The sequence below is a fragment of the Vibrio gallaecicus genome (genome assembly GCF_024347495.1).
GTDB lineage: Bacteria > Pseudomonadota > Gammaproteobacteria > Enterobacterales > Vibrionaceae > Vibrio > Vibrio gallaecicus.
The window spans coordinates 2409511-2436352 of the sequence record NZ_AP025490.1; the positions used below are offsets into that span (position 1 = coordinate 2409511).

Genomic DNA, 26842 nt, shown 5'->3' on the forward strand with positions numbered 1-26842 from the left:
TTACTTCTAGTTCTTAAGTAGGGTCAGAGCGTCTTCAATTAACGCTTTTTGTTGTTTCAAGTGTACTGACATATAACCAACAGCTGGCGATGCTGAAGCAGCACGACCTGCATACTTAAGATCAGCACCGGCTGGGATAGCAGCACGGAAGTTATGTTGGCTAGAGTACCAAGCACCTTGGTTCTGAGGCTCTTCTTGACACCAAACGTAGTCTTCTACATTTGTATATTGTGCAATTGCCGCTTCAACATCTTCTGTTGGGAACGGGTAAATTTGCTCAATACGTACAATGGCCACATCATCTTGCTCATTCTTACGACGTTGCTCTAGTAGGTCAAAATAAACCTTACCAGAACAGAACACTACGCGTTTCACATTCTCAGGAGCTAGGTCATCAACTTCAGCAATGGCTGGTTGGAAAGTGCCTTGCGCAAGATCTTCAAGTGAAGACGTACATAATGGATGACGTAGCAGAGATTTAGGAGACATCACAATCAATGGACGACGCATCGGTCTTACAACCTGACGGCGAATCATGTGATAAACCTGAGCCGGTGTAGATGGAACGACTACTTGCATGTTCTGTTCAGCACATAACTGCAAGTAACGCTCTAGTCGAGCTGAAGAGTGCTCTGGACCTTGACCTTCATAACCATGAGGAAGCAGCATAGTCAGACCACATAAACGTGCCCACTTCTGCTCACCTGATGAAATAAACTGGTCAATAACAACCTGAGCGCCGTTCGCAAAGTCACCAAACTGAGCTTCCCACAAGGTTAAACCACCTGGTTCGGCTGTTGCATAGCCGTATTCAAATGCTAATACCGCTTCTTCAGATAATACAGAGTCAAAGACTTGGAATGGACCTTGTTTATCATGAATATTAGCTAGTGGAACATAAGTGCTTGCATCTGTTTGGTTATGAAGAACAGAGTGACGGTGGAAGAACGTACCACGGCCTGAATCTTGGCCAGAAATACGGATACGTTTACCATCATCAACCAATGTTGCATACGCTAATGTTTCAGCCATACCCCAATCGATCTGCTTTTCACCATTGATCATTGCAGTTCGGTCGTTATAAAGCTTGTTAACACGGCTTTGCAGTTTATGGCTATCTGGATATTGGCATAGCTTAGTACCCAGCTCTTTTAGACGATCAATCGCAACTTCGTTATCCCATTCAATATTCCAGTCGTGTCCTAGGTAAGGAGACCAGTCAACAGAATGAAGAGCCATTGGGCGCCACTCTTTTACAACCACTTCACCGTGGTCAAGAGCATCACGATACTCATTAACTAATTGCGTTGCCGTTTCAATGTCAAACTCACCACGATCAATTAGCACATCAGCATAAAGCTTACGAGGCGTCGGGTGTTTTTTGATTTTTTGGTACATTAGAGGCTGAGTTGCATTCGGCTCATCAGCTTCATTGTGACCATGACGGCGGTAACAAACTAGGTCAATAACTACGTCACGTTTGAATGTATTACGGTAATCCAGTGCAATACGAGCCACAAAAGCAACCGCTTCTGGGTCATCAGCATTTACGTGGAAAATTGGAGCCTGTACCATCTTCGCGATATCAGTACAGTACATAGTAGAACGTGTATCACGAGGATTAGATGTAGTGAAACCAACTTGGTTATTCACGACGATACGAACTGTACCACCAACGCAGAAGCCACGTGCTTGAGACATGTTAAACGTCTCTTGAACAACGCCTTGCCCTGCAATTGCGGAATCACCATGAATAGTTATAGGAAGTACGCTGCTACCGTCTTTATCATCAAGGCGGTCTTGACGAGCACGAACTGAACCGATAACTACAGGGTTTACAATTTCTAAGTGAGACGGGTTAAATGCAAGCGCTAAGTGGACATTGCCACCTGGTGTTGCAAAGTCAGCAGAGAAGCCTTGGTGGTATTTAACATCACCAGTACCCCATGTATCATCATGCTTCTTACCAGCAAACTCATCAAATAAGTCTTGTGGCTTTTTACCAAGCACGTTAACAAGCATGTTCAAACGACCACGGTGGGCCATTCCGACTACAACTTCACGCATACCTTGTCCACCAGCATGACGAATAATTTCTTTCGTCATTGGAACAAGCGCATCACCACCTTCAAGAGAGAAACGTTTTGCGCCTGGGAACTTAGCACCCAAATAGCGTTCAAGCCCTTCAGCAGCAGTTAGCTCTTCTAGGAATGCTTGTTTTTCTTCATGATTGAATGATGGTTGACCAGAAACAGACTCTAAACGTTGTTGAATCCAACGTTTTTGCTCTGTGTTAGTCATGTGCATGTATTCTGCACCGATTGAACCACAATACGTTTGCTTAAGGGCTTTATATAAGTCCTTTAGCACCATTGTCTCTTGCCCTATGGCAAAAGAACCAACGTTAAACGTTTCATTGAAGTCATCTTCGGTTAGGTTGTGGAATGCAGGGTCCAGTTCAGCAACTGTTCCTCGTTCCCATAAACCTAGCGGATCTAGATTTGCAGCTTGATGCCCTCGGAATCGATAAGCATTGATTAGTTGCAGTACTTTTACTTGTTTCGCATCGACATCAGGATCACTAACTTGGACGTTGTAATGCTTTGTTTCTTGAGCGAGTCGTCGGAAGTATTCGCGAACACGTGAATGCGGTTGTTCAACCACTTCAGAAGCTTGCACAGGCAAGTCTTCAAATACACGTTTCCACTCATCACTTACCAAGTCTGGGTCACTTAGATACAGTTCGTAGATTTCTTCTACATAAGTTGCATTGGCGCCAGCCAAGTGTGAAGACTCGAGCCATGCCTTCATCACGCCGTTGTGCATAATTTCCCTTAACCTGTAGTTTCACATTTGCATCGGTCAATGCCGAGCTATTAAAAGGCCGCCCCAAAACTTCAAGGGCGGCAATTTTTGTTATTTTAAACCGAACGATTTACAAGCATGGATTTTATATGACCAATTGCTTTCGTTGGATTTAGTCCCTTAGGACAAACACTTACACAGTTCATGATGCCATGGCAACGAAAAACGCTAAATGCATCATCAAGATCTGACAGACGTTCATCTGTTGCTGTATCGCGGCTATCAATTAACCAACGGTAAGCAGCAAGTAGACCAGCAGGACCTATAAATTTATCAGGGTTCCACCAGAACGATGGGCATGATGTTGTACAACATGCACACATGATACATTCATACAAACCATCTAAATGCGCACGCTCATCAGGGCTTTGTAAGTTTTCACGAGCAGGAGGTACACTACCTTCTGTCACTAAGAAAGGTTTCACTTTTTCATAGTTATCGTAGAACTGTGTCATGTCTACAATTAGGTCACGAACAACCGGTAAACCTGGCAGCGGACGGATGACAATTTTATCTTGCCCCGTAAGTGCTGATAGCGAAGTAATACACGCCAAACCATTCTTACCATTCATGTTAAGACCATCAGAACCACAAACACCTTCACGGCAAGAGCGTCTAAATGCAATCGATGGGTCTTGCTCTTTCAGAAGAATTAGCGCATCCAAAAGCATCATGTCAGAACCTTCTTCTACTTCAAGGATGTAATCCTTCATGTATGGTTTCTGATCAACATCTGGGTTGTAGCGGTATAAAGAGAAATTCAGTTTCATTTTAATGCCCTCTCCTTAGTACGTACGCGCTTTTGGCGGGAATGCTTCACGATGTACAGGTTCCATATTTACATTTCTCTTCGACATTTCTTCAGTCTCAGGGTTGTAAATTGAGTGGCATAACCACTGTGCATCGTCACGGTCTGGGAAGTCAAAACGAGCATGTGCGCCACGGCTTTCTGTACGGAAATTTGCTGCAACAGCTGTTGCAAAAGCAGTTTCCATCAAGTTTTCAAGCTCTAAACACTCAATACGCTGCGTATTAAACTCAGTAGATTTATCAGATAGATGAGCATTTTTTAGGCGCTCACGAATAACTTTAAGCTCTTCTAAACCTTTAGCCATAGCATCACCTTCACGGAATACCGAGAAGTTATTCTGCATACATTGCTGTAAATCTTTACGAATTTGAGCAGGGTCTTCACCACCAGTACTGTTTTCCCAACGGTTGTAACGCTCTAATGAACGTTCAATGTCTGCTTCCGTAGCTGGTTTCGCTTCTTCTTGTTTCTTCAGCGTCTCACCAAGATGTAGACCTGTTGCACGGCCAAATACCACTAAATCAAGTAACGAGTTACCACCTAAACGGTTAGCACCATGCACAGATACAGAGGCGATTTCACCACAAGCGAATAGACCTTGAATTTCAACATCAGCGCCAGCAGGATCTTGCTTAATAGCTTGACCTGAAACTTGAGTTGGTACACCACCCATCATGTAGTGACAAGTAGGAATTACTGGAATTGGTTCTTTTACTGGATCAACGTGTGCAAATGTACGTGACAGCTCACATACACCAGGTAAGCGAGATTCAAGAGTCTCTTTACCAAGGTGATCCAATTTAAGTTTGATATGTGGACCCCATGGACCATCGCAGCCACGACCTTCACGGATCTCGATCATCATTGAACGAGCAACAACATCACGACCTGCTAAATCTTTCGCATTAGGAGCATAACGCTCCATGAAACGTTCACCGTCTTTGTTAAGTAGATAACCACCTTCACCACGACAGCCTTCCGTTACTAGAACACCAGCTCCAGCGATACCTGTTGGGTGGAACTGCCACATTTCGATATCTTGCATTGGAACACCAGCACGAATCGCCATACCAACACCGTCACCAGTGTTAATGTGAGCATTCGTTGTAGAAGCGTAAATACGACCAGCACCACCAGTCGCTAAAATTGTCGCTTTAGCTTTGAAGTAACATACTTCACCAGTTTCCATGCAAAGTGCAGTTGTACCTAAAATTGCGCCATCTTCGTTTTTAACAAGATCAAGAGCATACCACTCAGAAAAAACCGTAGTTTTATGCTTAATATTTTGCTGGTAAAGAGTATGCAAAAGCGCGTGACCAGTACGGTCAGCAGCAGCGGCGGTACGAGCAGCTTGCTCACCACCGAAGTTTTTAGATTGGCCACCAAATGGGCGTTGGTAAATAGTACCGTTATCAAAACGAGAAAAAGGAAGACCCATTTTCTCTAATTCAATTACTGATTCAGGACCATTCTTACACATGTATTCGATTGCATCTTGGTCACCAATATAATCAGAACCTTTTACAGTATCGTACATGTGTTGTTCCCAGTGATCCTCGTGCGCATTACCAAGAGCAACTGTAATGCCACCTTGTGCAGAAACGGTATGGGAACGAGTTGGGAAAACTTTTGAAAGCAATGCACAAGATAGGCCTTGCTCTGAAATTTGTAGCGCAGCACGCATGCCAGCACCACCAGCGCCAATTACAACGGCATCAAACTCACGAACAGGAATAGTCACTTACGCACCCCACAAAATAAACAGACCAGAGAAGAAATATCCAATAAGAACAGCAACAACACCTAATTGAAGACCACCACGCAACATTGCACATTTGATGTAGTCAGTCAGGACTTGCCATAAGCCAATCCAAGCGTGAATTAACACTGAAGTCAGTGCTAGCATAGTGAAGACTTTAGTGAAGGTACCACCAAAGAATTGCGTCCAAGATACGTAAGAGATATCTCCCGAGAAAGCACAGAAGCTAACAAGGTAGACTGTGTAAAGCGTCATAATAATTGCGGTTGCACGAATTAATAAATAATCATGAACACCATTACGACCAAAAGTGGATATATTATTTACCATACTAAAACCCCCGCAAGTAGAGACAATACCGCTGTAGCTGCGAATGCAACCTGAGCGCTTTTAGCACCAGATTCCAGCTCTTCAAAATGACCTAGATCCATTAATAAGTGACGAATGCCACCAGCAATGTGATAAGCCAAAGCGGTTAAAATGCCCCACAAAATAAACTTAACAAAAAAGCCGTCGACAATGTCGCTTGCTTCCATGAAGCCTACAGGGGAGGAGAGGGAAATGGATAGTAACCAAAGCAGAATTCCGATCGCAACAAATGTAATCACCCCAGACACACGGTGTAGGATGGATGCAATTGCAGTGATAGGAAAGTGGATGGTCTGTAAATCTAAATTAACAGGTCTTGTCTTTCTTTCTTTCACGGGCTTGCTCACTCAGCTCCATCGAGCTTTTATGGTCATTAAATAACCTTAGATATTGTTATGGACAAATTTTGGTCGAAAACCGGTAAAACTTAACATTAAATTAACAATCGACGCGTATTAATCGCACTTTAATTGTAAAATAAATGTTAACAACAAGGTTACTAGAGACACCTCACAATTCTTTTTAGCCTTGAATTTAAAGGTCTGGACCAGAATTTTCACCGCCACTATACGACTCGCAACATTCTAATACAATTGATGTAACAAATAATGCTACATAGAACAGATTTTTAACGAATTTAATGCAAAAAACACTAACAAGTGCACACAAAAGTGCAGATTAATTGACTTTCGACGCCAAGAGCAGTAAAAAAATGGCACATAAACATCCTGGACGGATTAATAATAACAAAGGAGATTGTTATGGCGGATAAGAAAGCTACCCTTCATATTGAAGGTCAAGCGCCAATCGAATTGCCGATTTCAGAAGGTGTACTTGGTACGCCAGTTATCGACGTTCGTACACTAGGTTCTAATGGTTTTTTCACTTTTGATCCTGGTTTTCTTGCCACTGCATCTTGTGAATCGCAAATCACTTACATTGACGGTGGGAAAGGTATCCTTTTACACCGTGGTTATCCAATTGATCAACTGGCCAATAACGCTGATTACCTAGAAGTTTGTTATATTCTTCTTTACGGCGAAGCTCCATCTCGTGCTCAATACGAAGAATTTAAGACAACTGTGACACGTCACACCATGGTACATGAGCAAATTGCTAGCTTCTTCCATGGTTTCAGACGTGATGCTCACCCGATGGCAGTAATGTGTGGTGTTGTAGGCGCTCTCGCAGCGTTTTACCATGACTCACTCGATATCAACAACGACACACACCGTGAAATTGCTGCTTATCGTCTTATTTCAAAAATGCCGACACTGGCGGCAATGTGTTACAAATATTCGATTGGTCAACCATTCATCTACCCACGTAACGACCTAAGCTACGCTGAAAACTTCCTACACATGATGTATGCAAATCCATGTGAAGAGTATGAAGTAAACCCAGTTGTAGCTCGTGCGATGGATAAAATCTTTACTCTACACGCAGATCACGAACAAAACGCTTCTACTTCAACTGTTCGTTTAGCCGGTTCTTCAGGTGCAAACCCATTCGCTTGTATTGCAGCAGGTATTGCTTCTCTTTGGGGACCAGCACACGGTGGCGCAAACGAAGCTTGTTTGATGATGCTTGAAGAAATTGGCAGTGTAGAAAACATTGACGAATACGTTGCTAAAGCAAAAGACAAAGATGATCCATTCCGTCTTATGGGCTTTGGACACCGTGTTTACAAAAACTATGACCCACGTGCAACTGTAATGCGCGAAGCTTGTCATGAAGTATTGAAAGAGCTAAACATCAAAGATCCACTATTAGATGTAGCAATGGAACTTGAACGTATTGCGCTTTCAGATGAATACTTTGTTTCTAAGAAGCTATACCCGAACGTAGATTTCTATTCAGGTATTATTCTTAAAGCTATTGGCATTCCAGTATCTATGTTTACCGTAATCTTTGCGATGTCTCGTACTATCGGTTGGATTGCACACTGGAATGAAATGCATAGTGACCCAACAAACCGTATTGGCCGACCTCGTCAGCTATATACAGGTAAAGAAAAGCGTGAATTCCAGCCTCTTCATGAACGCGAATAGTCGTTTACACAGTAGCTAGAACTAAAAAAGGTTGACGTTATCGTCAACCTTTTTTGTTTCCATTCTACTCATAGTCACATTAGTAGAGATAGCGCTGTTAAGATTATTATGGCTTATACCGGATTATCGATATCAATGAACACAACGTCTAAATCATGCTCTTGAGTTAACCATTCACCTAATGCTTTTACACCATATCTTTCAGTTGCATGATGCCCTGCAGAGAAGTAATGAATATCTTGCTCACGAGCAGAGTAAGTCGTTCGTTCTGAGATTTCTCCAGAGATAAACGCATCTAAACCGTTAGCGACTGCAAGCTCAATATAGTCTTGCCCGCCACCAGTACACCAGCCAACAGTTGTAATCAGTTTATGCTCATTTTCTGGCGAAATATGGAGCGGATGACGGTTAAGGACTTGGTTAATTTTTTCCGAGAATTCAGCCCCGGTCATTGGCTCTTTTAGCTTACCAAACATAGCGACCGATTGTGGATGCCCTTCTAGCCCGCCTTCAACTTCAATATCTAACAATTCAGCTAATTTTGCGTTATTACCTAGCTCTGGGTGGATATCAAGTGGTAAGTGGTAACCTAGCAAATTAATATCGTTTTTAATCAGAGTGCGAATTCGCTTCCCTTTCATTCCACGGATCGATTCCGGTTCACCTTTCCAAAAAAAACCGTGATGAACAAGCAATGCGTCAGCATTCAGTTCAACCGCTTTATCAATCAACGCTTGTGAAGCTGTAACTCCTGTTACAATCTTCTTAACTTGCTGTACACCTTCGACTTGCAAGCCATTTGGGCAGTAATCCTTAATTTGTTGAGGCTGTAGCTTTTCGTTAAGAATTCTTTCTAATTGTAAGTTATTCATTGCTTGTTCCAACATGCATATTTGATAACGTTGTTATATCAATTTACAGTTAAAATGTCGAAAGCCGATCATTAAACTCTATGAGGAATATATGACACCAATACAGCGTTTTTATCAATGGGTCATTGATTCCCCACCCTTGCTAGAACTTAACCCTCCTATATCCGATCTTAGTGTCTTTTCGAGCAGTCAAAGACTGGATGACACACATATCTACCAAGGGAACCCTCGTCTTGGTTTTTTGTATCAACACCTTTGTGAACAAGTAATTATCGCATCTCCAAATCACTCGATTAAACATGACGAGATACAAATTAATGTAGATGGCAGAACATTGGGAGCTATTGACTTTATAGTCGAAAACCAGCAATCGAACTTACTGGAACACTGGGAAGTTGCCATTAAATTCTATTTACTCCATGAAGATATTTGGTTTGGGCCAAACTCTCATGACCAACTTGATAAAAAACTCGAAAGAATGCTCAACCACCAATTGGCGATGTCTTCATCTAGTGCCTTTGTTGAACAATATCCTGAGCTAAAAACCAACTCCGAACATTTGTTAATGCAAGGTCGTTTATACATAAACCCATTCTTAGAACAGAGTATTCCAACAGAGTGTTTAGGCTATAAGATAAACCCAAGCCAAGTTAATGGGTTTTGGTGTTATAAAAGCCAAGTGCATTTAGTTGAAGAAGCTCTCTACCCCATAAATAAAGATCAATGGGCTGCTGGTATTGACAATTTTGACGGAGAACCTATCAAAGAGTTTGGTGATCGTTTCATCCATGCTCAAACGAATACAGGACAATTCTGGTTTGTTATGCCTGAAAGTTGGCCCCGCAATTAAAGCTATTGGAGATATATAGAATTTTAAGTCATTCTCATCTCAATAAAAAAGGGCTGATGCTTTAACATCAACCCTTTATTGAGGTGACACCTCAATAAGCTACTGAATCAAATTCAACTATAGGCCAGCTGCAGCGAATACTTGATTAACGATCTCTTGAGCTTCTTCTTCGATTGCTTTTAGGTGTTCTTCACCCTTAAAGCTTTCACAGTAGATCTTGTAGATGTCTTCTGTACCTGATGGACGAGCAGCAAACCAACCATTCTCTGTCGTCACTTTAAGCCCACCAATCGCAGCACCATTACCTGGAGCATGCGTTAAGCGAGCAGTGATTGCATCACCAGCAAGCGTCTCAGCTGAAACCATCTCTGGAGAGAGCTTCTTAAGTACGTCTTTTTGCGCACCATTAGCAACCGCTTGGATACGGTTGTACTTAGATTCACCGTGTTTAGCAGCAAGCTCTTCGTAGTATTCTTGTGGATTCTTACCGGTTACCGCTGTGATTTCAGCAGCAAGTAGACAAAGAATTAGACCATCTTTATCTGTAGACCAAGGTGTACCGTCTTTACGTAGGAAAGATGCACCTGCACTTTCTTCACCGCCAAAACCAAATTGACCGTTATACAAGCCATCAACAAACCATTTGAAACCAACTGGCACTTCACACAATTCGCGCCCAAGGTCTGCGACTACACGATCGATTAGAGCACTTGACACTAGTGTTTTACCCACAGCAACGTCTTTACCCCAACCTTCACGGTTGCGGTATAGGTAATCAATACAAACCGCTAAGAAGTGGTTAGGGTTCATCAAGCCTTTTGGTGTAACAATGCCGTGACGGTCGTAATCAGGATCATTACCAAATGCCAAAGCATACTCATCTTTCAGCGCTAACAAACCAGCCATTGCATAAGGTGATGAACAGTCCATACGAACAACACCATCTTTATCTAAAGACATAAATTGGAATGAAGGATCTACCGCTTCACTGACTAAAGTTAAATCTAAGTTATATGCCTTACCAATCTGACGCCAGTAATCAATGCCGCTGCCGCCAAGTGGATCAACACCAATCTTAATTTTCGCTTTCTGAATAGCTTCCATATCCACTACGTTTACAAGATCAGCAACGTATGGGGCAACTAAGTCAACTTCTTTAACTAATTCTGATTGCTTAGCTTGTGTAATAGGAGTGCGTTTAACACCTTGCATCTCTTCAGCAATAATAACATTTGCACGGTTTTCAATTGCTTGAGTAAGCGCAGCTTCAGCAGGACCACCGTGTGTTGGGTTATATTTAATGCCACCATCTTGAGGTGGATTATGAGATGGTGTAATAACAATACCATCTGCTTTTTTAGTATTAACTAAATTATGCGTAAGAATTGCATGTGACACACCTGGAGTTGGGGTAAAGCCGTTATTTTCTTGAATTATAACTTCAACACCATTCGCCACTAACACTTCAATTACTGTAGAAAACGCAGGCTCTGAAAGGGCGTGTGTATCTTTACCTAAGAAAAGTGGACCAGTTGTGCCCTGCTCTGCTCTAACTTCTGCAACAGCTTGTGCGATTGCAAGAATATGGTTTTCATTAAATGTTGATTTGTCTGCTGTACCACGGTGACCTGAAGTACCAAAGAGTACTCTATGATCTGGGTTAGTCGCATCCGGTTGCTGTAAAAAATAGTTCGCTACTAAAGCCGGTATATTATGAAGATCTTCCTGCTGAGCTTTTTGCCCAGCACGAGGGTGCATAGCCATTTTTTGACATCCTTATATATAAAATTTAAAAACAAAAAAAACCTCATAATATCGACTATTTAGGGGACATTATGAGGTTTAAATCAGATTTCTTTAAATTGAACCTGTTACTTTTTCTATCAATTCCGCTTGGAAATTCATACGACTCATTAGCTGATCAACCATTTGTCTCTTACGACTTGTATTATTGTTGGTGATCACCCAAAAATTACTGCATGGGATAGCTTTAGGTTTCGTCGTGTTTCCGTTTGCTAAAAGTGTTTCTTCATTTTCAGCAAAATATACACGCTTTCGACCTTTCACTTGAGATGCTTCAGAAAAGCTACTCGGGTCGATTTTGTATAAAGTTGATAAAACCAACATAAATCGATCAATCGCTTTTTTAAGAGACGCAAATTCATCTGAAATCAAAAGCGAGCGCATTTCTTTTACGCCATCTAGCTTCGCCGGTGTAAAACCAGCGTCTTTGCTAACAATAATTCCTTTAGGCTCAACTACTTCCTCAACAGGATTAAGTTCACCTTGGCTATCAATTTTCAATAAGCGACGCAGAATATCTGAAGCGCTTTCGCCAATATGTTCTGTCTGACCCGCAATATAACGGTATAGGTCCTCATCAACCTCAATTGTTTTCATTCGCTTTTCACAATCTCAATGTTTAAACTCTGAGGGATTATAGCGAGATCCGCGAGGATACTCTACGATAAACCCACCATGAATAAGATAAAATGTCAGCACAGCTCAACTATAAAATTGAAGGTGAAGGTCACACCATTGTTTTGATCCACGGTTTATTCGGTAATTTAGACAACCTTGGGCTTCTTGCTAGGGATCTAAGAAATGATCACCAAGTGCTGAGTATTGATCTAAGAAACCATGGACAATCTTTCCATAGTGACCAACATAATTACCTTGAAATGGCACGTGACGTCGTCAATTTACTCAACACACTCGAGCTGACTGACGTGACGATTATCGGGCACTCTATGGGTGGAAAAGTCGCCATGGCTTTGACCCAACTAACAACAATTAGACAATTAGTGGTGTTAGACATGGCTCCCGTTGCCTACCAACAGCGCCGACACGACAACGTCTTTGCCGGCCTTCAAGCTGTGATCGAAGCAAAGCCCGTATCTCGCTCTGAAGCACTAACAGTGCTCGCTAAACATATCGAAATCGACGGAGTTCGCCAATTCTTAACTAAATCGTTATTCAAATCAGAGCAAGGTATCATGGAATGGCGCTTTAACGTGGCGTCATTACTCTCCAATTACTCACAGATCATTGGTTGGGAACCGATAGATAAAACATCGGTCAAAACCTTGCTCATAAAAGGTGGGGATTCTGATTACCTAACAACTGAGCACCAAGCCGCAGTTCAACAACAATTTTCTAACGCAAAAGCCCATGTAATCGCAAATACCGGTCATTGGCTCCACGCTGAAAAGCCAGCAGAAGTTCTTCGTGCAATTAGAAAGTTTATTGTTTGAGAGCGATCATTTAATAGAAAACTAGGGCGATATTGATGCATGATATTGCGAACTTGGTTACAACAGCGCATTAACTTTATTGTTTAAGAATGATATAGTGCGCGCAAGCAAAATTGGTATATAGGAATCCCATGCTTTACGACTACATAAACGTCATTGAATCTATTGGGTTAGACCTTTTATTCGCCGGGATCTTTTTCTTGATCGGTATGGCGATTAAAGACGTTCTAAAGCAAGGCAATGTTCCCGTTTTTGGGCGTCGAATCGTATGGTTAGTGCTCTTTCTAGGATGTGCCGGATTTATAGCCAAAGGGTTAATCCAGCTCAGTTGGGAAGGGACAGGGATCGGTTGATTCTCCTAACTCCTATTATCACCAACAACAGACACAATTAAAGGTAATTATTCTATGGCAAGTGTAGGTCTCTTCTTTGGTAGCGATACAGGTAACACTGAAGCTGTTGCTAAGATGATTCAAAAGCAGTTGGGCAAACAGCTCGTTCAAGTTCAAGACATTGCTAAAAGCAGCAAAGAAGATATTGATAATTTCGATCTGCTACTGTTAGGTATCCCAACGTGGTACTACGGCGAAGCACAATGTGATTGGGATGACTTTTTCCCTGAACTTGAAGCTATTGATTTCTCAACTAAGCTTGTTGCTATTTTTGGTTGTGGTGACCAAGAAGATTACGCTGAGTACTTCTGTGATGCGATGGGCACTATCCGTGATATCGTTGAAGCAAAAGGCGGAACTATCCTAGGTTATACTTCAACTGAAGGTTATGAGTTTGAAGCATCAAAAGGTTTAGTTGAAGGCGATGACAGCCAGTTTGTAGGTCTTTGTATTGATGAAGATCGTCAACCAGAACTTACTGACGAGCGTGTATCTAACTGGGTTAAACAAATCCATGAAGAGATGTGCTTAGCAGAACTCGAAGACTAATTTGTCTTTCTAATCATTTTAAAAGCCTCCTAATTGGGAGGCTTTTTTGTATTCAGTGCTTAAACTTCTACAGCTGTATCTGCATCTTGCTCTCTAAACTGAGGTTTCTTTCTTACGTACAGCTTTCTCTGCACCTCAGATACAACATTCCCATCTTTATCTTTTATATAGATGATAAACTCAGGAAAGCATTTATCACCTGAAGTCGTTTTACTGTAAATTTCTTCGAGTTGACCTTGGGTTACCTCAAAGTCTGCATATAAATCTGATTGTCCAGGTTTGATAAAGTTGATACTCGCTTCCTTATCCCAGACGTAGTACTGCTCACCAAGAATCCCCATCAACATGAGTGAGTAAACCGGATCGGTCAGTGAAAAAATACTCCCCCCATATTGGGTCCGGTTAGCATTCTTATTCCACCAGCGTAATTTTAAACGCATGTTCACAACTCTAAAGTCGTCGCTGATATTTAAGATTTTTATACCAGCCCCCCAAAAAGGTGGCCAGATATTCAGGGCAAAAGTAACTATACTGGGTTTATATATCTTCGCTAATCGCTTGTTCATAACGACATTCCATGTCTATCAAGAGGTAAAATACACCCAGTAAAACTGGTCATACCTCCACTATAAGTGAGATACCTCTATTTTACAAAACCATATTATCAAACTAACTAGTAACCCTTTGAACTTCGTGGTTTATTGTTATCACTGAGTGACCTATAATGTTAGGAATATTGAATTCTGTTAATTGCTGCAGATCATCAACAGGAAAGTATATGTCAGACAATAATCAAGCGCTAAAGGATGCAGGACTTAAGGTCACTCTTCCAAGGCTAAAAATTCTAGAAGTATTACAACAACCAGATTGCCAACATATTAGTGCTGAAGATTTGTATAAAAAGCTGATCGATTTAGGGGAAGAAATCGGTCTAGCGACAGTATATCGTGTCTTAAACCAATTCGATGACGCTGGTATTGTTACCCGTCACCATTTTGAGGGCGGTAAGTCTGTATTTGAACTATCGACTCAGCATCACCATGATCACCTTGTGTGCCTAGACTGTGGCGCTGTAATTGAGTTTTCAGATGATCTTATCGAAGAGCGTCAAAAAGAAATTGCTGAGCGCTACAATGTTCACCTAACGAATCATAGCTTGTACCTTTACGGCAAAAGCTTAGGTGGTGACTGTAAAGGCAACCCAGACGCACACAAACCAAAAAAATAATAACGGTTAGATGCTGATTCAGCTTTAAGCTCAATTCGTCAAATAATAAAAATGCCAGCAATCAATTGCTGGCATTTTTTCTAATAAACATTTGTTTAAGCTAAGGGCTTACCCTTCAGCTTTACCCCAAGTGTCACGTAAACCTACAGTTCGGTTAAATACTAGCTTGTCCGAAGTTGATTCTTTATTATCAACACAGAAGTAGCCAGTACGCTCAAACTGGAAACCTTGCTCCGCTTTCGCTTGCCCTAAACTAGACTCAACAAATCCATTCAGTTTAACTAACGAATCTGGGTTAAGTGTTTCTGCAAAGTTATCCGCAGCTGCAGGGTTAGCTACAGTAAACAGACGATCATATAAGCGGATTTCAGCTGGTAATGCTTTATCAGCAGATACCCAGTGAATAACACCTTTCACTTTACGACCGTCAGTAGGATTCTTACCTAAAGTCTCATTATCGTAAGAACAGAAGATAGTCGTGATATTACCTTCAGCATCTTTCTCGATACGTTCAGCTTTGATCACGTATGCACCACGTAGACGAACTTCTTTCCCAAGAACCAAACGTTTGTATTTCTTGTTTGCTTCTTCACGGAAGTCATCACGTTCAATCCAAATCTCTCGAGTAAATGGAACTTCACGAGTTCCCATCTCTGGGTTATTTGGGTGGTTAGAAACCGTTAGAGTTTCAACTTGATCTTGTTCAAAGTTTTCAATAACTACTTTAATTGGGTCAAGTACAGCCATTGCACGAGGTGCGTTTTCATTTAGATCATCACGAATGCAAGATTCTAGAGAGCCAAATTCGATCATATTCTCTTGCTTAGTCACACCAATACGCTTACAAAACTCACGAATTGAAGCAGAAGTGAAACCGCGACGACGTAAACCAGAAATAGTAGGCATACGTGGATCATCCCAACCTTCAACTAAGTTTTCTACAACTAGTTGATTCAGTTTACGTTTAGACATAACCGTATATTCAAGGTTTAAACGGCTGAACTCGTATTGGCGAGGCTGACATTCAATAGTGATGTTATCCAAAACCCAATCGTATAGGCGACGGTTATCTTGGAACTCTAATGTACAGATAGAATGCGTAATACCTTCTAATGCATCAGAAATACAATGCGTGAAATCGTACATTGGGTAAATGCACCACTTATCACCGGTTTGGTGATGATGTGCAAAACGTACACGATAGATAACTGGATCGCGCATAACCATGAATGAAGAGCTCATGTCGATCTTAGCACGCAGACACGCTTTGCCTTCTTCAAAAGCGCCATCACGCATTTTTTCAAATAACGCTAGGTTCTCTTCAGGGCTACGCTCACGATATGGACTCGCTTTACCAGGTTCCTTTAGAGTTCCACGGTATTCACGGATCTGCTCAGGACTTAGCTCGTCAACGTACGCTAAGCCTTTATTAATTAATTCAACAGCGTAGTTATAAAGCGTATCGAAGTAGTTTGATGAATAACAAATATCACCAGCCCACTCAAAGCCTAACCAGCTCACATCATTCTTAATTGACTCAACGTATTCAACGTCTTCTTTCTCAGGGTTTGTATCATCGAAACGTAGATTACATTGTCCCTGATAGTCCTGAGCAATACCAAAGTTCAAGCAGATAGACTTAGCGTGACCAATGTGCAGGTAGCCGTTAGGCTCCGGCGGGAAACGAGTATGCACGCTAGTGTGTTTACCATCCGCTAAATCTTTATCAATAATTTGGCGAATAAAATTCGATGGACGAGCCTCAGCTTCACTCATCTATAGCACCTCTATATATGGTTTAGTATTGTCAGAAAATCGGCTTTCGAGCTTCACCCTACCCACGCTGACTTAATGTCATATTCAAAGGAGGTAAAGCCTGAAAGATCATTGTCGCTAATCATCCACAATTCTGCGTGTTTACACAATAAGAACCATCGTATTCTTGTGATTAATTCTTCTATTCGCTGAAGAACACGCCAAATCAGTCTGATCCAGAGATAATAAAAAAGCCTCCCAAGGGAGGCTTTATAATTTAATCTTCTTAAAGTTTACACAGCTTATATTAAGCGTGATTGAAACTAAGGAAGTTTAACATCAGATAGGTCTTCACCAGCACCGATAGCTTTCATTTCGCCAGCAACGATTTCAGCTAGTGGACCAAGGATAACCTGAAGGTTGTTCTCACCTAGTTTAACAACACCTTTAGCGCCTAGTTTCTTAAGTACAGCTTCATCAGCGATTGAACGGTCTTTCAGAGTTAGACGTAGACGAGTGATACATGCGTCAATTGAAGTTAGGTTTTCGTGACCACCTAGAGCTTTCAGGTATTGACGTGCAACTTCGCCTTTTGGAGCGTCACCAGCTGGAGCTGCAACTGCTTCGTCATCATCTTCACGACCTGGCGACTTCAAGTTGAAAGCACGGATTGCGAAAGAGAAAGTAAAGAAGTATAGAGCACCGAACCCTAGACCAATCAATAGTAGAGTGAATGGTTTAGTTGCTAGACCCCAGTTCAATACGAAGTCGATAAGACCAGCAGAGAAACCGAAACCGTGCAGAGTTCCAAACATGTTTGCCACTACTAGAGACAGACCTGTAAATACAGCGTGCATTGCGTATAGAGCAGGAGCTAGGAATACAAACATGAATTCAAGCGGCTCTGTGATACCTGTAAGGAATGAACAGAATGCAACTGAGAACAATGCGCCACCAACTTGGCTACGTTTTTCAGCAGGAGCAGCTAGGTACATTGCAAGTGCAGCACCAGGTAGACCGAACATCATTACTGGGAAGAAACCGTTCATGAATACGCCAGCGCCTTTATCGCCACCGAAGAAACGGTGTAGGTCGCCAGATTTAACTGTTTCAGTAACTTCTTTAACAACAGTAGTAATCTCTGGTGTTACTGAGTTAGCGAATGTGAATGTGTGCTCTTGACCAACAACTAGAGTTTTAGCTAGAGAAGGGTCAACACAAAGTTGAGTGATGCTAGCGAATGCGCCTTGACCAGCAACGATGATTTCTTGACACGTACCCATACCGAACCAGAAGTATGAGTTTAATACGTGGTGTAGACCTACAGGGATAAGTGCACGGTTAAGAGTACCGTAAACGAATTGACCGATAGCACCAGACGTTGAAACTGCGTGAGCTAGAGCATCTAGACCAGATTGAACACCCGGCCATACCACACCAGACACAGCACCTGCCACTAGAGCAAATAGACCGGCCATAATTGGTACTAAACGTTTACCGGCAAAGAATGCCAACCACTCAGGAAGTCGTGTTGCATGGAAAGCGTTGTATGAGTGACCAGCAATGATACCTGCGAAGATACCACCGAAGAATGACATATTAACGTCTGCGTTAATTGTCGTTGCTGTAGCAGTTAATACGAAGTAAGCAACTGCACCAGCAAGACCTGCTGCGCCGTTACCGTCTTTAGATAAGCCAATCGCGATACCTAGACCAAATAGCAGTGGAAGGTTGCCAAAAATTGCGCCACCAGCTTGTGCCATAAATGGAATATCAAGTAGATCGCCTTGACCCAAACGTAATAGAAGCGCCGCAATTGGAAGCGTTGCGATAGGTAGCATTAATGCCTTACCAAGCTTCTGTGCATATCCTAGAATATTCACTTGTTGTTTCCCCCTATAGGATTTTTAGAATTCGTTTGAGAAACTTATTTTAGTCACTCAATTTAGTCCTATTCAGTGTATTGCATTAATTTTGCTCCGCAAATTAAAAGCTTACCATTTGTGATCCTAATCACCAGTTTTTGCCAAATCCCAAGGTTTTTGCTAGCGAGATCATAAAACTTATTTTATCATTCAAAAAAATGAACATTTGTAGTTAAAATTTCAGTCATGATGTATTGCTCTAATCCAGCTTGAGCCGTGGTAAACCACCGCATCAACGCCTATAGACGATGCCTAAAAATAGAATGAAAACAAATTTTTTCACAATATTTTTCAACAAGTTAAATTGGCGCCCCATTAATTCGGTCGCTTGCTAGAAAGATAAATCGTTACGTAAATGATGTTCGAAAACTAAGTTCCTATTCACGTAATGTATATAAATTTAAAGATCTCTCGAAATAAGGATTAGCTGACTATGTACGCGCTAAGTAACTGTAAAATCTACACTGGTAGTGACATTTTAACGGACCACGCCGTTATCATTGAAAATGAACTTATAAAATCAGTCTGCCCTGTAGCTGATTTACCAAAAAATATCGAAGTCCATGACCTTAATGGTGCAAACGTAAGCCCTGGTTTTATTGATCTACAACTGAATGGTTGTGGTGGCGTAATGCTAAACGACGAAATCACAGCTGAAACAATGCAAATTATGCATAAGGCTAACCTTCAATCAGGCTGTACTAGCTTCCTTCCAACACTGATCACATCTTCCGATGAAGACATGCGAGCTGTTATTGCAGCCGCTCGTGAGTACCACAATCAATACCAAAACCAATCTCTTGGCTTACACCTTGAAGGTCCTTACTTAAATGTTGCAAAAAAAGGCATTCACAGCGTAGACCACATTCGTAAATCTGACAGCGAAATGATCAGTCTTATCTGCGAAAACAGCGATCTGGTAACTAAGGTAACTCTGGCTCCTGAACAGAATGATCCTGAACATATTGAGCGATTAAGAAAAGCTGGCGTTGTGGTATCAATTGGTCATACAAACGCAACTTATGCAGAAGCACGTCAAGGTTTTGAAGCAGGCATCACTTTTGCTACACACCTTTTTAATGCCATGACCCCAATGGTTGGGCGCGAGCCTGGTGTTGTCGGTGCTATCTACGACACTCCTGAAGTGTATGCTGGTGTTATTGCTGATGGCTTCCACGTTGATTACGCAAACATCCGAATTGCTCATAAAATCAAAGGTGAAAAGCTCGTATTAGTGACCGATGCCACAGCTCCTGCAGGCGCTGACATGGAATACTTTATTTTTGTCGGTAAGAAAGTATATTACCGTGATGGTAAGTGTGTTGATGAAAACGGCACACTAGGCGGCTCAGCTTTGACCATGATCGAAGCAGTACAGAACACTGTCGAGCACGCTGGTATCGCTTTGGACGAAGCTCTACGCATGGCTACTTTATATCCTGCAAAGGCAATCGGTGTGGAAAGTAAATTGGGTCGAATTAAAAAAGACCTTGTTGCTAACCTAGCTGTTTTTGACCGTGACTTTAATGTTCAAGCGACTGTTGTTAACGGACAATACGAGCACAATTAATAATGAATGGCGGACAAATAGGTAACGTAGATTTAGTTAAACAGCTAAATAGTGCAGCTGTATATCGACTGATTGACCAACAAGGTCCTATCAGTCGCATACAAGTGGCTGATGTAAGTCAACTAGCACCTGCTAGTGTTACAAAAATTACCCGCCAACTATTAGAACGCGGTCTAATAAAAGAGGTCGCGCAGCAAGCGTCTACCGGCGGTAGGCGCGCTATTTCTTTGACTACGGAAGTTGAGCCATTTCACTCAATTGCCGTTAGGCTTGGTCGAGATTACATTCAATTCAGCTTATATAATTTAGGCGGAAAAGAGCTCGCTTTCTCCCAACAAGAACTCGATTACACCAATCAATCTGACCTTACACAAGGTCTTGTTAATCACTTGAAATCATTCATCGATGCAAACCAAATTTACATTGATCAACTGATTGCCATCGGCATTACCCTTCCAGGGCTAGTTAACCCGACAACAGGCGTGGTTGAATACATGCCAAACACTGACATCGATAACCTCGCAATGGGCGATATCATACGTGATACTTTCCATGTAGCTTGTTTTGTTGGGAATGATGTTCGCGGGATGGCTCTAGCTGAACACTACTTTGGCTCAAGCAAAGATTGCCAAGATTCAATTTTAGTGAGTGTTCACCGAGGAACTGGTGCAGGCATTATTGTGAATGGTCAGGTATTTCTTGGGTTTAATCGAAATGTAGGTGAAATTGGTCATATTCAGATCGATCCACTGGGCGAACAATGCCAATGTGGTAATTTTGGCTGCCTAGAAACGGTTGCTGCAAATCCAGCCATCATTGATCGAGTAAGAAAGCTGATTAAACAAGGTTATGAATCTTCATTAACTGAACTGGATACAATAACCATCCACGATGTTTGTGAGCATGCACTAAACGGCGACGAGCTTGCGAAACAAAGCTTAGTACGAGTAGGCAATCAGCTCGGAAAAGCAATTGCGATGACCATCAACCTGTTTAACCCTCAAAAGGTTATTATTGCAGGTGATATAACTCACGCTCAAGACATTGTTTTCCCAGCAATAAGACGTAATGTAGAGAATCAATCGTTAACGGCTTTCCATAGCGGATTACCTATTGTAGCATCTGAAATCGACAAGCATCCGACAATGGGCGCTTTTGCTATGATTAAGCGCGCAATGCTCAATGGCGTTTTACTGCAGAAGTTACTCGAAGGCTAGACTATTATCTGATTACTCACGGGTCGTGTTTGTATAAACACGGCCCGTTTTTTTAAGCTAGGGAACAACAATAATAACTTATGGAACTTATTCTTATATCAACAGCGTTTATAGCTGGTTTCATCGCTCTTAAGTGCCACCTCCCTCCACTTGTGGGTTTTTTACTCGCGGGGTTTGGGCTTTATGCTGCGGGTTTTCAAACCAATGACACCATCATCACTCTATCTGACCTAGGTGTTACTCTCCTACTCTTTACCATTGGTTTAAAGCTGGACATAAAGACCCTTCTCTCAAAAGAAATTTGGGCTGGTGCCACAGTACATAACCTACTCTCTACCCTCTTTTTTGCCCTGGCTTTGTTTGCGTTTAAATTTCTTGGTGTTTCTGCACTGGTCAACATGTCCACAGAACAAATTGTTCTACTTGGCTTTGCGCTTTCCTTTTCTAGTACAGTTTTCGCAGTCAAATCACTACAAGAAAAAGGTGAAATGAATGCTACCTACGGCACCTTAGCGATTGGTATTCTGGTCATGCAAGATATCTTTGCAGTGGTCTTCCTAACCGCATCCACAGGGAAGATTCCAGAGTGGTACGCTATTGCGCTATTCGCACTTCCGCTTCTTCGCCCTATTTTTTATAAAGTACTAGACTGGGTCGGACATGGGGAAATGTTAGTTCTCTTCGGGATCTTCTTTGCTTTAGTCGTCGGTGCTGGGTTATTCGAATTGGTAGGAATGAAAGCAGATTTAGGTGCGCTCGTTTTAGGTATGTTACTGGCTGGTCACTCTAAAGCCTCAGAACTGTCTAAATCACTGTTCAACCTCAAAGAGTTGTTCCTTGTTTGTTTCTTCTTAAATATTGGGTTGTCAGATCAACCTACAGTCCAAGGCTTTGCTCTTGCTCTTCTATTTTTATTGCTACTTCCAATTAAAGGCATTTTATACTTTTGGGTTCTCAATAAGTTTAAATTTAGAGTTCGAACATCGCTATTAGCTTCTCTATCCTTATTTAACTACAGCGAATTTGGGTTAATTGTTGGTGGACTTGCTTTCAAGATGGGATGGATGTCAGGTGATATACTTGTTGCAGTCGCAATTGCAGTCTCCCTTTCCTTCATTATTGCAGCTCCGCTAAATAGGGCAGGTCACAAGCTTTACCAGCAATCAGGCAAATGGTTAAAAGAGCACGCGGCAGAAAACCTTAACCAACGGGATCAATTAATCGACCCAGGTCGCGCTCAAGTTTTAATCTTAGGTATGGGGCGTATCGGCACTGGTGCTTATGACGAATTGAGATCCCGTTACGGAAAAGTAAGCCTAGGAGTTGAAGTCCGTGAGGAAGGTGCCCATGTTCACCGAAGTCACGGGCGAAATGTCATCACTGGCGATGCGACCGATCCAGATTTTTGGGAGCGTATACTTGATACTGCTAACGTAAAGCTCGTTATTCTAGCGATGCCGCACCACCAAGGTAACCAAATTGCCTTAGAGCAGCTTCAAACCCGCCAATTCAAAGGGCAAATTGCTGCCATCGCTGAATACCAAGATCAGCTAGACTCACTGAAAGAACAAGGCGTAGATGCAGCATTTAATATCTATAGTGAAGCTGGTAGTGGTTTTGCTAGACATGTCTGCGATCAACTCCAACCGCAAATCGTTAAGCTTTAGGCTTTAGGCTTCAGGCTTCAGGCTTCAGGCTTCAGGCGAAAATACCTCATTAATTTATCTTTTTAGATTAATTTTTGAGGTATTTGGTCAACCTTCGCACAGAAAGTTAATCTCATCTAACAAAATGGCAGTTTAATTAAATAAATTCTAATCAAACGTCTTTTAAATAATTATTTTATTGATATTCGGTTGCTTTTTTTAGTCAGAATGGCAAATTGAATACAGTTGATTTAGAAATTATTTAAAAGGAAGTTCTATGTGTTCAGTATTTGGCATTCTTGATATTAAAAGTGATGCTGCAGCACTTCGCCCTGTTGCTCTTGAGATGTCTAAAAAATTACGTCATCGTGGTCCTGATTGGTCTGGTATTTATGCTGGTGAGAAAGCAATTTTAGCTCACGAACGTCTTGCTATCGTAGGCTTAAATAGTGGTGCTCAACCTCTATACAGCCAAGATAAGAAACACATCCTTGCAGTAAATGGTGAAATCTATAATCACAAAGAACTTCGTGCTCGTTATGAAGATAAGTACCATTTCCAAACAGACTCAGATTGTGAAGTTATCTTAGCGCTTTACCAAGAAATGGGCGCCGATCTTCTAGAAGAATTGAATGGTATTTTTGCATTCATACTTTACGATGAAGAAAAAGATGAGTACCTGGTGGGTCGTGACCACATCGGTATCATCCCTCTTTATCAAGGCTATGATGAAAACGGTAACTACTACGTTGCCTCGGAAATGAAAGCACTAGTACCTGTATGTAAAACAGTGAGTGAATTTCCTCCAGGTAGCTTCTACAGCTCAAAAGATGCTGAACCTCAACGTTATTACACTCGTGATTGGAACGAATATGCCGCCGTTCAAGGTAACAGCACTAGTAAAGAAGAACTTACTGAAGCACTAGAAGCAGCCGTTAAACGCCAGCTAATGACAGATGTACCTTATGGTGTACTTCTTTCTGGTGGTCTTGATTCATCAATCACTTCTGCAGTTGCTAAACGTTATGCCGCTATGCGTATTGAAGACGATGAGCAATCTGAAGCTTGGTGGCCACAATTGCACTCATTTGCTGTCGGTTTAGAAGGCGCTCCAGATCTGATTGCTGCGCGTGAAGTCGCAGATAAGATTGGTACTGTTCACCACGAAATGACTTACACCATTCAAGAAGGTCTGGATGCTATCCGTGATGTTATTTACCACATTGAAACATATGATGTAACAACTATTCGCGCTTCAACTCCAATGTACTTACTTGCTCGTAAAATCAAAGCAATGGGCATCAAAATGGTACTTTCTGGCGAAGGTGCTGATGAAATATTTGGTGGTTACTTATACTTCCACAAAGCACCAAACGCTCAAGAGTTCCATGAAGAAACAGTACGTAAGCTCCTTGCGCTGAACATGTTTGACTGTGCCCGTGCAAACAAATCACTTGCGGCTTGGGGTGTTGAAGGTCGTGTTCCATTCTTGGACAAAGAGTTCATTGATGTGGCAATGCGCCTGAATCCTGAAGATAAAATGTGCGGTAACGGTAAAATGGAGAAACATATTCTACGTGAGTGTTTCGAAGACTATCTACCAGATTCAATTGCATGGCGTCAAAAAGAGCAATTCTCTGATGGTGTTGGCTATGAGTGGATCGACACACTAAAAGCAACTGCGGAAGCAAAGGTAACGGATCAGCAGTTGGAAACAGCAGCTTTCCGATTCCCATACAACACTCCAACAACAAAAGAGGGTTATGCTTATCGTGAGATTTTTGCTGAGTTATTCCCTCTTGAATCTGCAGCAGAGTGTGTTCCTGGCGGCCCTTCAGTAGCTTGCTCATCGGCGAAAGCAATTGAATGGGATGAGTCATTCAAAAACTGTGTTGACCCTTCAGGTCGTGCAGTTCAAGCCGTCCATAACGATGCTTATTAAAGTTTAATTCCATTAAAAATACAAAAGGCGCTTATTAAAAGCGCCTTTTTCATATTTAAAAATTACATTGTTAGTAAATATTCATTACGAACGAAATGTTAGCATGCGAACGCCAAATTTTGAGTGTCAACGCTAACGGGAACCACTTGGCTAATCATTTTAACCAGAATAATCGAACGCATTTCACCATCTTTTTCTTGGTATAGCGCTTCCATTCCAGCAAATTGTCCATTAGTCACCTTCACCATATCACCGTAGCTTGGTGATATATTTAATTCCGTACAAGAAAGCTTTTCTTTTTTTTCTAACTGCTTAAGTTCATACAGCAAATCGCCTTGAACTTCATAAGGTACGGAACCAAATTGAATAAAGTCCACAACACCTCTTGTAGAACGAATAGTCGTAAAACTCGGACCGTTCTCATAATCAAAGCGAACAAACATGTAAGAAGGGAATAACGGTTCTTGAACGACCTTTTGCTTTCCTCTTACTGTTTTTTTGACATCAATTTGAGGATAAAAACACTCTATATTTTGATTTTCTAAGTGTAATTTTGCTCTACATTGATCTCCACGCTTACAGTATAGTAAATACCAACGTTTCATATATCTAAGCCATTTATTTATTTATATTCTATTTAACACCACCAACTATACAGAATGACGTATCTGAATAATTTTGGAGATACTAACCCACTGTACTCTCGAATTCTACGGTTAAGTTTTATATTTATCTAATGAAATTATGAAACAAGCTGCTTCATCATATCAATGTGTTGATCACTATCATTTAAACAACTGATATAACTAAATTTTTCACCACCAGCCTCTAAAAATATTTCTTGGCACTGATCAGAAATCTCTTCTAATGTTTCTAAACAGTCGACTGAAAATGCCGGAGCCATAATATCTAATTTTTTGATTCCACGCTTTGGAAGCTCTTCCAGAGTTTTGTCTGTATAAGGTTTTAACCATTCTTCACGCCCAAAACGCGACTGATACGTCATCCCTATCTGATCCTTATTTAGCCCTAATTCTGCCGCAAGTAACTCGGTCGTTTCTTCACAATGATTAGGGTAGATATCACCTTCATCAGCTAAACGTTTAGGAATACCATGATAAGAGCACAATAAATAATCCCCTCGACCATTACTTTCCCAATGCTCTCTAACACTAGCTGCTAAGGCTTTGATATATAAAGGCTGTGAATAGTAATCACGAATGAACTGATAGCTAGGGAGTACCGGAAGGGTTTTAAAAGCTTTAGTTAAGCCATCAGAAACCGCGGCTGTAGTGGTTCCTGAATATTGAGGATATAGAGGCAAGACAATAACCTCTTCTACCCCTTGAGACATAAGTGTCTCTATTCCAAATTTTAAGCTGGGATTCCCGTAAGTCATTCCAAGAGCCACTGGCATATCTAGCTTCGCTTGTAATTTTTCCACCTGACGTAGTGAATAAACAAGTAACGGTGAGCCATCATCCATCCAAACTGACTGATACAACTTTGCAACTTTGGGAGAGCGAATAGGTAAGATTACGCCATGGAGTATGGGACACCATAACCAACGAGTAAGGTTCACTACACGTTTATCATGTAGGAATTCACCTAAAAACTTCCTAACCGCGGCAGGTGTTGCTTCATCTGGTGTGCCAAGGTTAACAAGCAAGACACCCTGTTTTTTATTATTTTCCATATTTACCTAAGACGATCACTGATGAATATAAAATCCATACAATTTAAAAATAAAAAAGCGACCAAAAGGTCGCTTCTAATATATCAAATTA

At 41.5% G+C, this 26842-nt stretch carries 23 protein-coding genes; 10 read left to right on the forward strand and 13 right to left on the reverse strand.

The window, feature by feature from the left end; all coding sequences use genetic code 11:
• Positions 1–6: 6 nt before the first annotated feature.
• From sucA to sdhC, 5 genes are all read right to left on the reverse strand, one after another.
• Positions 7–2826, reverse strand: a complete 2820-nt coding sequence (gene sucA / locus OCU78_RS10310; RefSeq protein WP_137374744.1) for a 2-oxoglutarate dehydrogenase E1 component — start codon at positions 2824–2826, stop codon at positions 7–9.
• A 95-nt stretch (positions 2827–2921) separates the two neighbouring features.
• On the reverse strand, positions 2922–3635 hold the full coding sequence (locus OCU78_RS10315) for a succinate dehydrogenase iron-sulfur subunit (RefSeq protein WP_137374745.1): 714 nt from the start codon (positions 3633–3635) through the stop codon (positions 2922–2924).
• A 15-nt stretch (positions 3636–3650) separates the two neighbouring features.
• On the reverse strand, positions 3651–5417 hold the full coding sequence (gene sdhA / locus OCU78_RS10320) for a succinate dehydrogenase flavoprotein subunit (RefSeq protein ID WP_137374746.1): 1767 nt from the start codon (positions 5415–5417) through the stop codon (positions 3651–3653).
• Positions 5418–5765, reverse strand: coding sequence for a succinate dehydrogenase, hydrophobic membrane anchor protein (sdhD, locus tag OCU78_RS10325; protein WP_137374747.1), 348 nt, complete (start codon positions 5763–5765; stop codon positions 5418–5420).
• Positions 5759–6151, reverse strand: coding sequence for a succinate dehydrogenase cytochrome b556 subunit (sdhC, locus tag OCU78_RS10330; protein ID WP_137374748.1), 393 nt, complete (start codon positions 6149–6151; stop codon positions 5759–5761). Before sdhC ends, sdhD begins: the two co-directional genes overlap by 7 nt.
• Before the next feature lie 414 nt (positions 6152–6565).
• On the opposite strand from sdhC, the gene OCU78_RS10335 reads away from it, so the two are divergent.
• Positions 6566–7855 carry a citrate synthase gene (locus OCU78_RS10335; protein WP_137374749.1) on the forward strand — a complete coding sequence of 430 codons (1290 nt, stop codon included), beginning with the start codon at positions 6566–6568 and terminating at the stop codon, positions 7853–7855.
• A gap of 113 nt (positions 7856–7968) precedes the next feature.
• On the opposite strand, the gene OCU78_RS10340 is transcribed toward OCU78_RS10335, so the two are convergent.
• Positions 7969–8727 carry a Nif3-like dinuclear metal center hexameric protein gene (locus OCU78_RS10340; protein ID WP_137374750.1) on the reverse strand — a complete coding sequence of 253 codons (759 nt, stop codon included), beginning with the start codon at positions 8725–8727 and terminating at the stop codon, positions 7969–7971.
• A gap of 91 nt (positions 8728–8818) precedes the next feature.
• Here OCU78_RS10340 and OCU78_RS10345 point away from each other — a divergent pair, with 91 nt between their 5' ends.
• The gene (locus OCU78_RS10345) at positions 8819–9577 is read left to right on the forward strand and encodes a DUF1853 family protein (protein ID WP_137374751.1); all 759 of its coding nucleotides are present in this window, start codon (positions 8819–8821) and stop codon (positions 9575–9577) included.
• A gap of 117 nt (positions 9578–9694) precedes the next feature.
• Here the strand turns inward: OCU78_RS10345 and pgm are convergent, their stop codons facing one another.
• Both pgm and seqA read right to left on the reverse strand, forming a co-directional pair.
• Complete coding sequence (pgm, locus tag OCU78_RS10350; protein ID WP_137374752.1) at positions 9695–11341, reverse strand: phosphoglucomutase (alpha-D-glucose-1,6-bisphosphate-dependent); 1647 nt, start codon at positions 11339–11341, stop codon at positions 9695–9697.
• A gap of 93 nt (positions 11342–11434) precedes the next feature.
• Positions 11435–11977, reverse strand: coding sequence for a replication initiation negative regulator SeqA (gene seqA, locus OCU78_RS10355; protein WP_137374753.1), 543 nt, complete (start codon positions 11975–11977; stop codon positions 11435–11437).
• A gap of 92 nt (positions 11978–12069) precedes the next feature.
• Here seqA and OCU78_RS10360 point away from each other — a divergent pair, with 92 nt between their 5' ends.
• The 3 genes from OCU78_RS10360 to fldA all read left to right on the forward strand — a co-directional run bounded on the left by OCU78_RS10360 (position 12070) and on the right by fldA (position 13772).
• Complete coding sequence (locus OCU78_RS10360) at positions 12070–12831, forward strand: alpha/beta fold hydrolase (RefSeq protein ID WP_137374754.1); 762 nt, start codon at positions 12070–12072, stop codon at positions 12829–12831.
• A gap of 131 nt (positions 12832–12962) precedes the next feature.
• Complete coding sequence (locus OCU78_RS10365) at positions 12963–13184, forward strand: DUF2788 domain-containing protein (protein WP_137374755.1); 222 nt, start codon at positions 12963–12965, stop codon at positions 13182–13184.
• A gap of 54 nt (positions 13185–13238) precedes the next feature.
• Positions 13239–13772, forward strand: coding sequence for a flavodoxin FldA (gene fldA / locus OCU78_RS10370; protein ID WP_137374756.1), 534 nt, complete (start codon positions 13239–13241; stop codon positions 13770–13772).
• 59 nt (positions 13773–13831) lie between these two features.
• Here fldA and OCU78_RS10375 read toward each other — a convergent pair whose 3' ends face one another.
• The gene (locus OCU78_RS10375) at positions 13832–14338 is read right to left on the reverse strand and encodes a DUF4442 domain-containing protein (protein ID WP_137374757.1); all 507 of its coding nucleotides are present in this window, start codon (positions 14336–14338) and stop codon (positions 13832–13834) included.
• Between the two features lie 212 nt (positions 14339–14550).
• Between OCU78_RS10375 and fcrX the strand changes: the two genes are divergently transcribed.
• The gene (gene fcrX, locus OCU78_RS10380; RefSeq protein WP_137374758.1) at positions 14551–15000 is read left to right on the forward strand and encodes a ferric iron uptake transcriptional regulator FcrX; all 450 of its coding nucleotides are present in this window, start codon (positions 14551–14553) and stop codon (positions 14998–15000) included.
• 108 nt (positions 15001–15108) lie between these two features.
• Here fcrX and glnS read toward each other — a convergent pair whose 3' ends face one another.
• Together glnS and nagE are read right to left on the reverse strand one after the other, a co-directional pair.
• The gene (glnS, locus tag OCU78_RS10385) at positions 15109–16776 is read right to left on the reverse strand and encodes a glutamine--tRNA ligase (protein ID WP_137374759.1); all 1668 of its coding nucleotides are present in this window, start codon (positions 16774–16776) and stop codon (positions 15109–15111) included.
• Between the two features lie 302 nt (positions 16777–17078).
• A complete protein-coding gene (gene nagE, locus OCU78_RS10390; protein WP_137374760.1) occupies positions 17079–18638 on the reverse strand; it encodes an N-acetylglucosamine-specific PTS transporter subunit IIBC in 1560 nt (519 codons plus the stop codon).
• Between the two features lie 475 nt (positions 18639–19113).
• On the opposite strand from nagE, the gene nagA reads away from it, so the two are divergent.
• The 4 genes from nagA to asnB all read left to right on the forward strand — a co-directional run bounded on the left by nagA (position 19114) and on the right by asnB (position 25055).
• Positions 19114–20250: an N-acetylglucosamine-6-phosphate deacetylase gene (gene nagA, locus OCU78_RS10395; RefSeq protein ID WP_137374761.1), complete on the forward strand. Its 1137-nt coding sequence runs from the start codon at positions 19114–19116 to the stop codon at positions 20248–20250.
• Positions 20251–20252: 2 nt separating this feature from the next.
• Positions 20253–21467 (forward strand): DNA-binding transcriptional regulator NagC, encoded by a 1215-nt coding sequence (gene nagC, locus OCU78_RS10400; RefSeq protein ID WP_137374762.1) that lies wholly within the window; start codon positions 20253–20255, stop codon positions 21465–21467.
• Positions 21468–21547: 80 nt separating this feature from the next.
• Positions 21548–23134 (forward strand): cation:proton antiporter family protein, encoded by a 1587-nt coding sequence (locus OCU78_RS10405; RefSeq protein ID WP_137374763.1) that lies wholly within the window; start codon positions 21548–21550, stop codon positions 23132–23134.
• A 256-nt stretch (positions 23135–23390) separates the two neighbouring features.
• The gene (asnB, locus tag OCU78_RS10410; RefSeq protein ID WP_137374764.1) at positions 23391–25055 is read left to right on the forward strand and encodes an asparagine synthase B; all 1665 of its coding nucleotides are present in this window, start codon (positions 23391–23393) and stop codon (positions 25053–25055) included.
• A 98-nt stretch (positions 25056–25153) separates the two neighbouring features.
• Here the strand turns inward: asnB and rfaH are convergent, their stop codons facing one another.
• Together rfaH and hemH are read right to left on the reverse strand one after the other, a co-directional pair.
• Positions 25154–25660, reverse strand: coding sequence for a transcription/translation regulatory transformer protein RfaH (rfaH, locus tag OCU78_RS10415; protein ID WP_137374765.1), 507 nt, complete (start codon positions 25658–25660; stop codon positions 25154–25156).
• 137 nt (positions 25661–25797) lie between these two features.
• Complete coding sequence (hemH, locus tag OCU78_RS10420; protein ID WP_137374766.1) at positions 25798–26751, reverse strand: ferrochelatase; 954 nt, start codon at positions 26749–26751, stop codon at positions 25798–25800.
• Between the last annotated feature and the right edge of the window lie 91 nt (positions 26752–26842).

What these genes read in the sequence shown, in the direction of transcription:
- sucA (WP_137374744.1), bottom strand. Translation starts at nt 2,826, where the DNA reads ATGCACAACGGCGTGATGAAGGCATGGCTCGAGTCTTCACACTTGGCT.
- OCU78_RS10315 (WP_137374745.1), bottom strand. Translation starts at nt 3,635, where the DNA reads ATGAAACTGAATTTCTCTTTATACCGCTACAACCCAGATGTTGATCAG.
- sdhD (WP_137374747.1), bottom strand. Translation starts at nt 5,765, where the DNA reads ATGGTAAATAATATATCCACTTTTGGTCGTAATGGTGTTCATGATTAT.
- OCU78_RS10335 (WP_137374749.1), top strand. Translation starts at nt 6,566, where the DNA reads ATGGCGGATAAGAAAGCTACCCTTCATATTGAAGGTCAAGCGCCAATC.
- OCU78_RS10340 (WP_137374750.1), bottom strand. Translation starts at nt 8,727, where the DNA reads ATGAATAACTTACAATTAGAAAGAATTCTTAACGAAAAGCTACAGCCT.
- OCU78_RS10345 (WP_137374751.1), top strand. Translation starts at nt 8,819, where the DNA reads ATGACACCAATACAGCGTTTTTATCAATGGGTCATTGATTCCCCACCC.
- pgm (WP_137374752.1), bottom strand. Translation starts at nt 11,341, where the DNA reads ATGGCTATGCACCCTCGTGCTGGGCAAAAAGCTCAGCAGGAAGATCTT.
- seqA (WP_137374753.1), bottom strand. Translation starts at nt 11,977, where the DNA reads ATGAAAACAATTGAGGTTGATGAGGACCTATACCGTTATATTGCGGGT.
- OCU78_RS10360 (WP_137374754.1), top strand. Translation starts at nt 12,070, where the DNA reads ATGTCAGCACAGCTCAACTATAAAATTGAAGGTGAAGGTCACACCATT.
- OCU78_RS10365 (WP_137374755.1), top strand. Translation starts at nt 12,963, where the DNA reads ATGCTTTACGACTACATAAACGTCATTGAATCTATTGGGTTAGACCTT.
- fldA (WP_137374756.1), top strand. Translation starts at nt 13,239, where the DNA reads ATGGCAAGTGTAGGTCTCTTCTTTGGTAGCGATACAGGTAACACTGAA.
- OCU78_RS10375 (WP_137374757.1), bottom strand. Translation starts at nt 14,338, where the DNA reads ATGAACAAGCGATTAGCGAAGATATATAAACCCAGTATAGTTACTTTT.
- fcrX (WP_137374758.1), top strand. Translation starts at nt 14,551, where the DNA reads ATGTCAGACAATAATCAAGCGCTAAAGGATGCAGGACTTAAGGTCACT.
- glnS (WP_137374759.1), bottom strand. Translation starts at nt 16,776, where the DNA reads ATGAGTGAAGCTGAGGCTCGTCCATCGAATTTTATTCGCCAAATTATT.
- nagA (WP_137374761.1), top strand. Translation starts at nt 19,114, where the DNA reads ATGTACGCGCTAAGTAACTGTAAAATCTACACTGGTAGTGACATTTTA.
- nagC (WP_137374762.1), top strand. Translation starts at nt 20,253, where the DNA reads ATGAATGGCGGACAAATAGGTAACGTAGATTTAGTTAAACAGCTAAAT.
- OCU78_RS10405 (WP_137374763.1), top strand. Translation starts at nt 21,548, where the DNA reads ATGGAACTTATTCTTATATCAACAGCGTTTATAGCTGGTTTCATCGCT.
- asnB (WP_137374764.1), top strand. Translation starts at nt 23,391, where the DNA reads ATGTGTTCAGTATTTGGCATTCTTGATATTAAAAGTGATGCTGCAGCA.
- rfaH (WP_137374765.1), bottom strand. Translation starts at nt 25,660, where the DNA reads ATGAAACGTTGGTATTTACTATACTGTAAGCGTGGAGATCAATGTAGA.
- hemH (WP_137374766.1), bottom strand. Translation starts at nt 26,751, where the DNA reads ATGGAAAATAATAAAAAACAGGGTGTCTTGCTTGTTAACCTTGGCACA.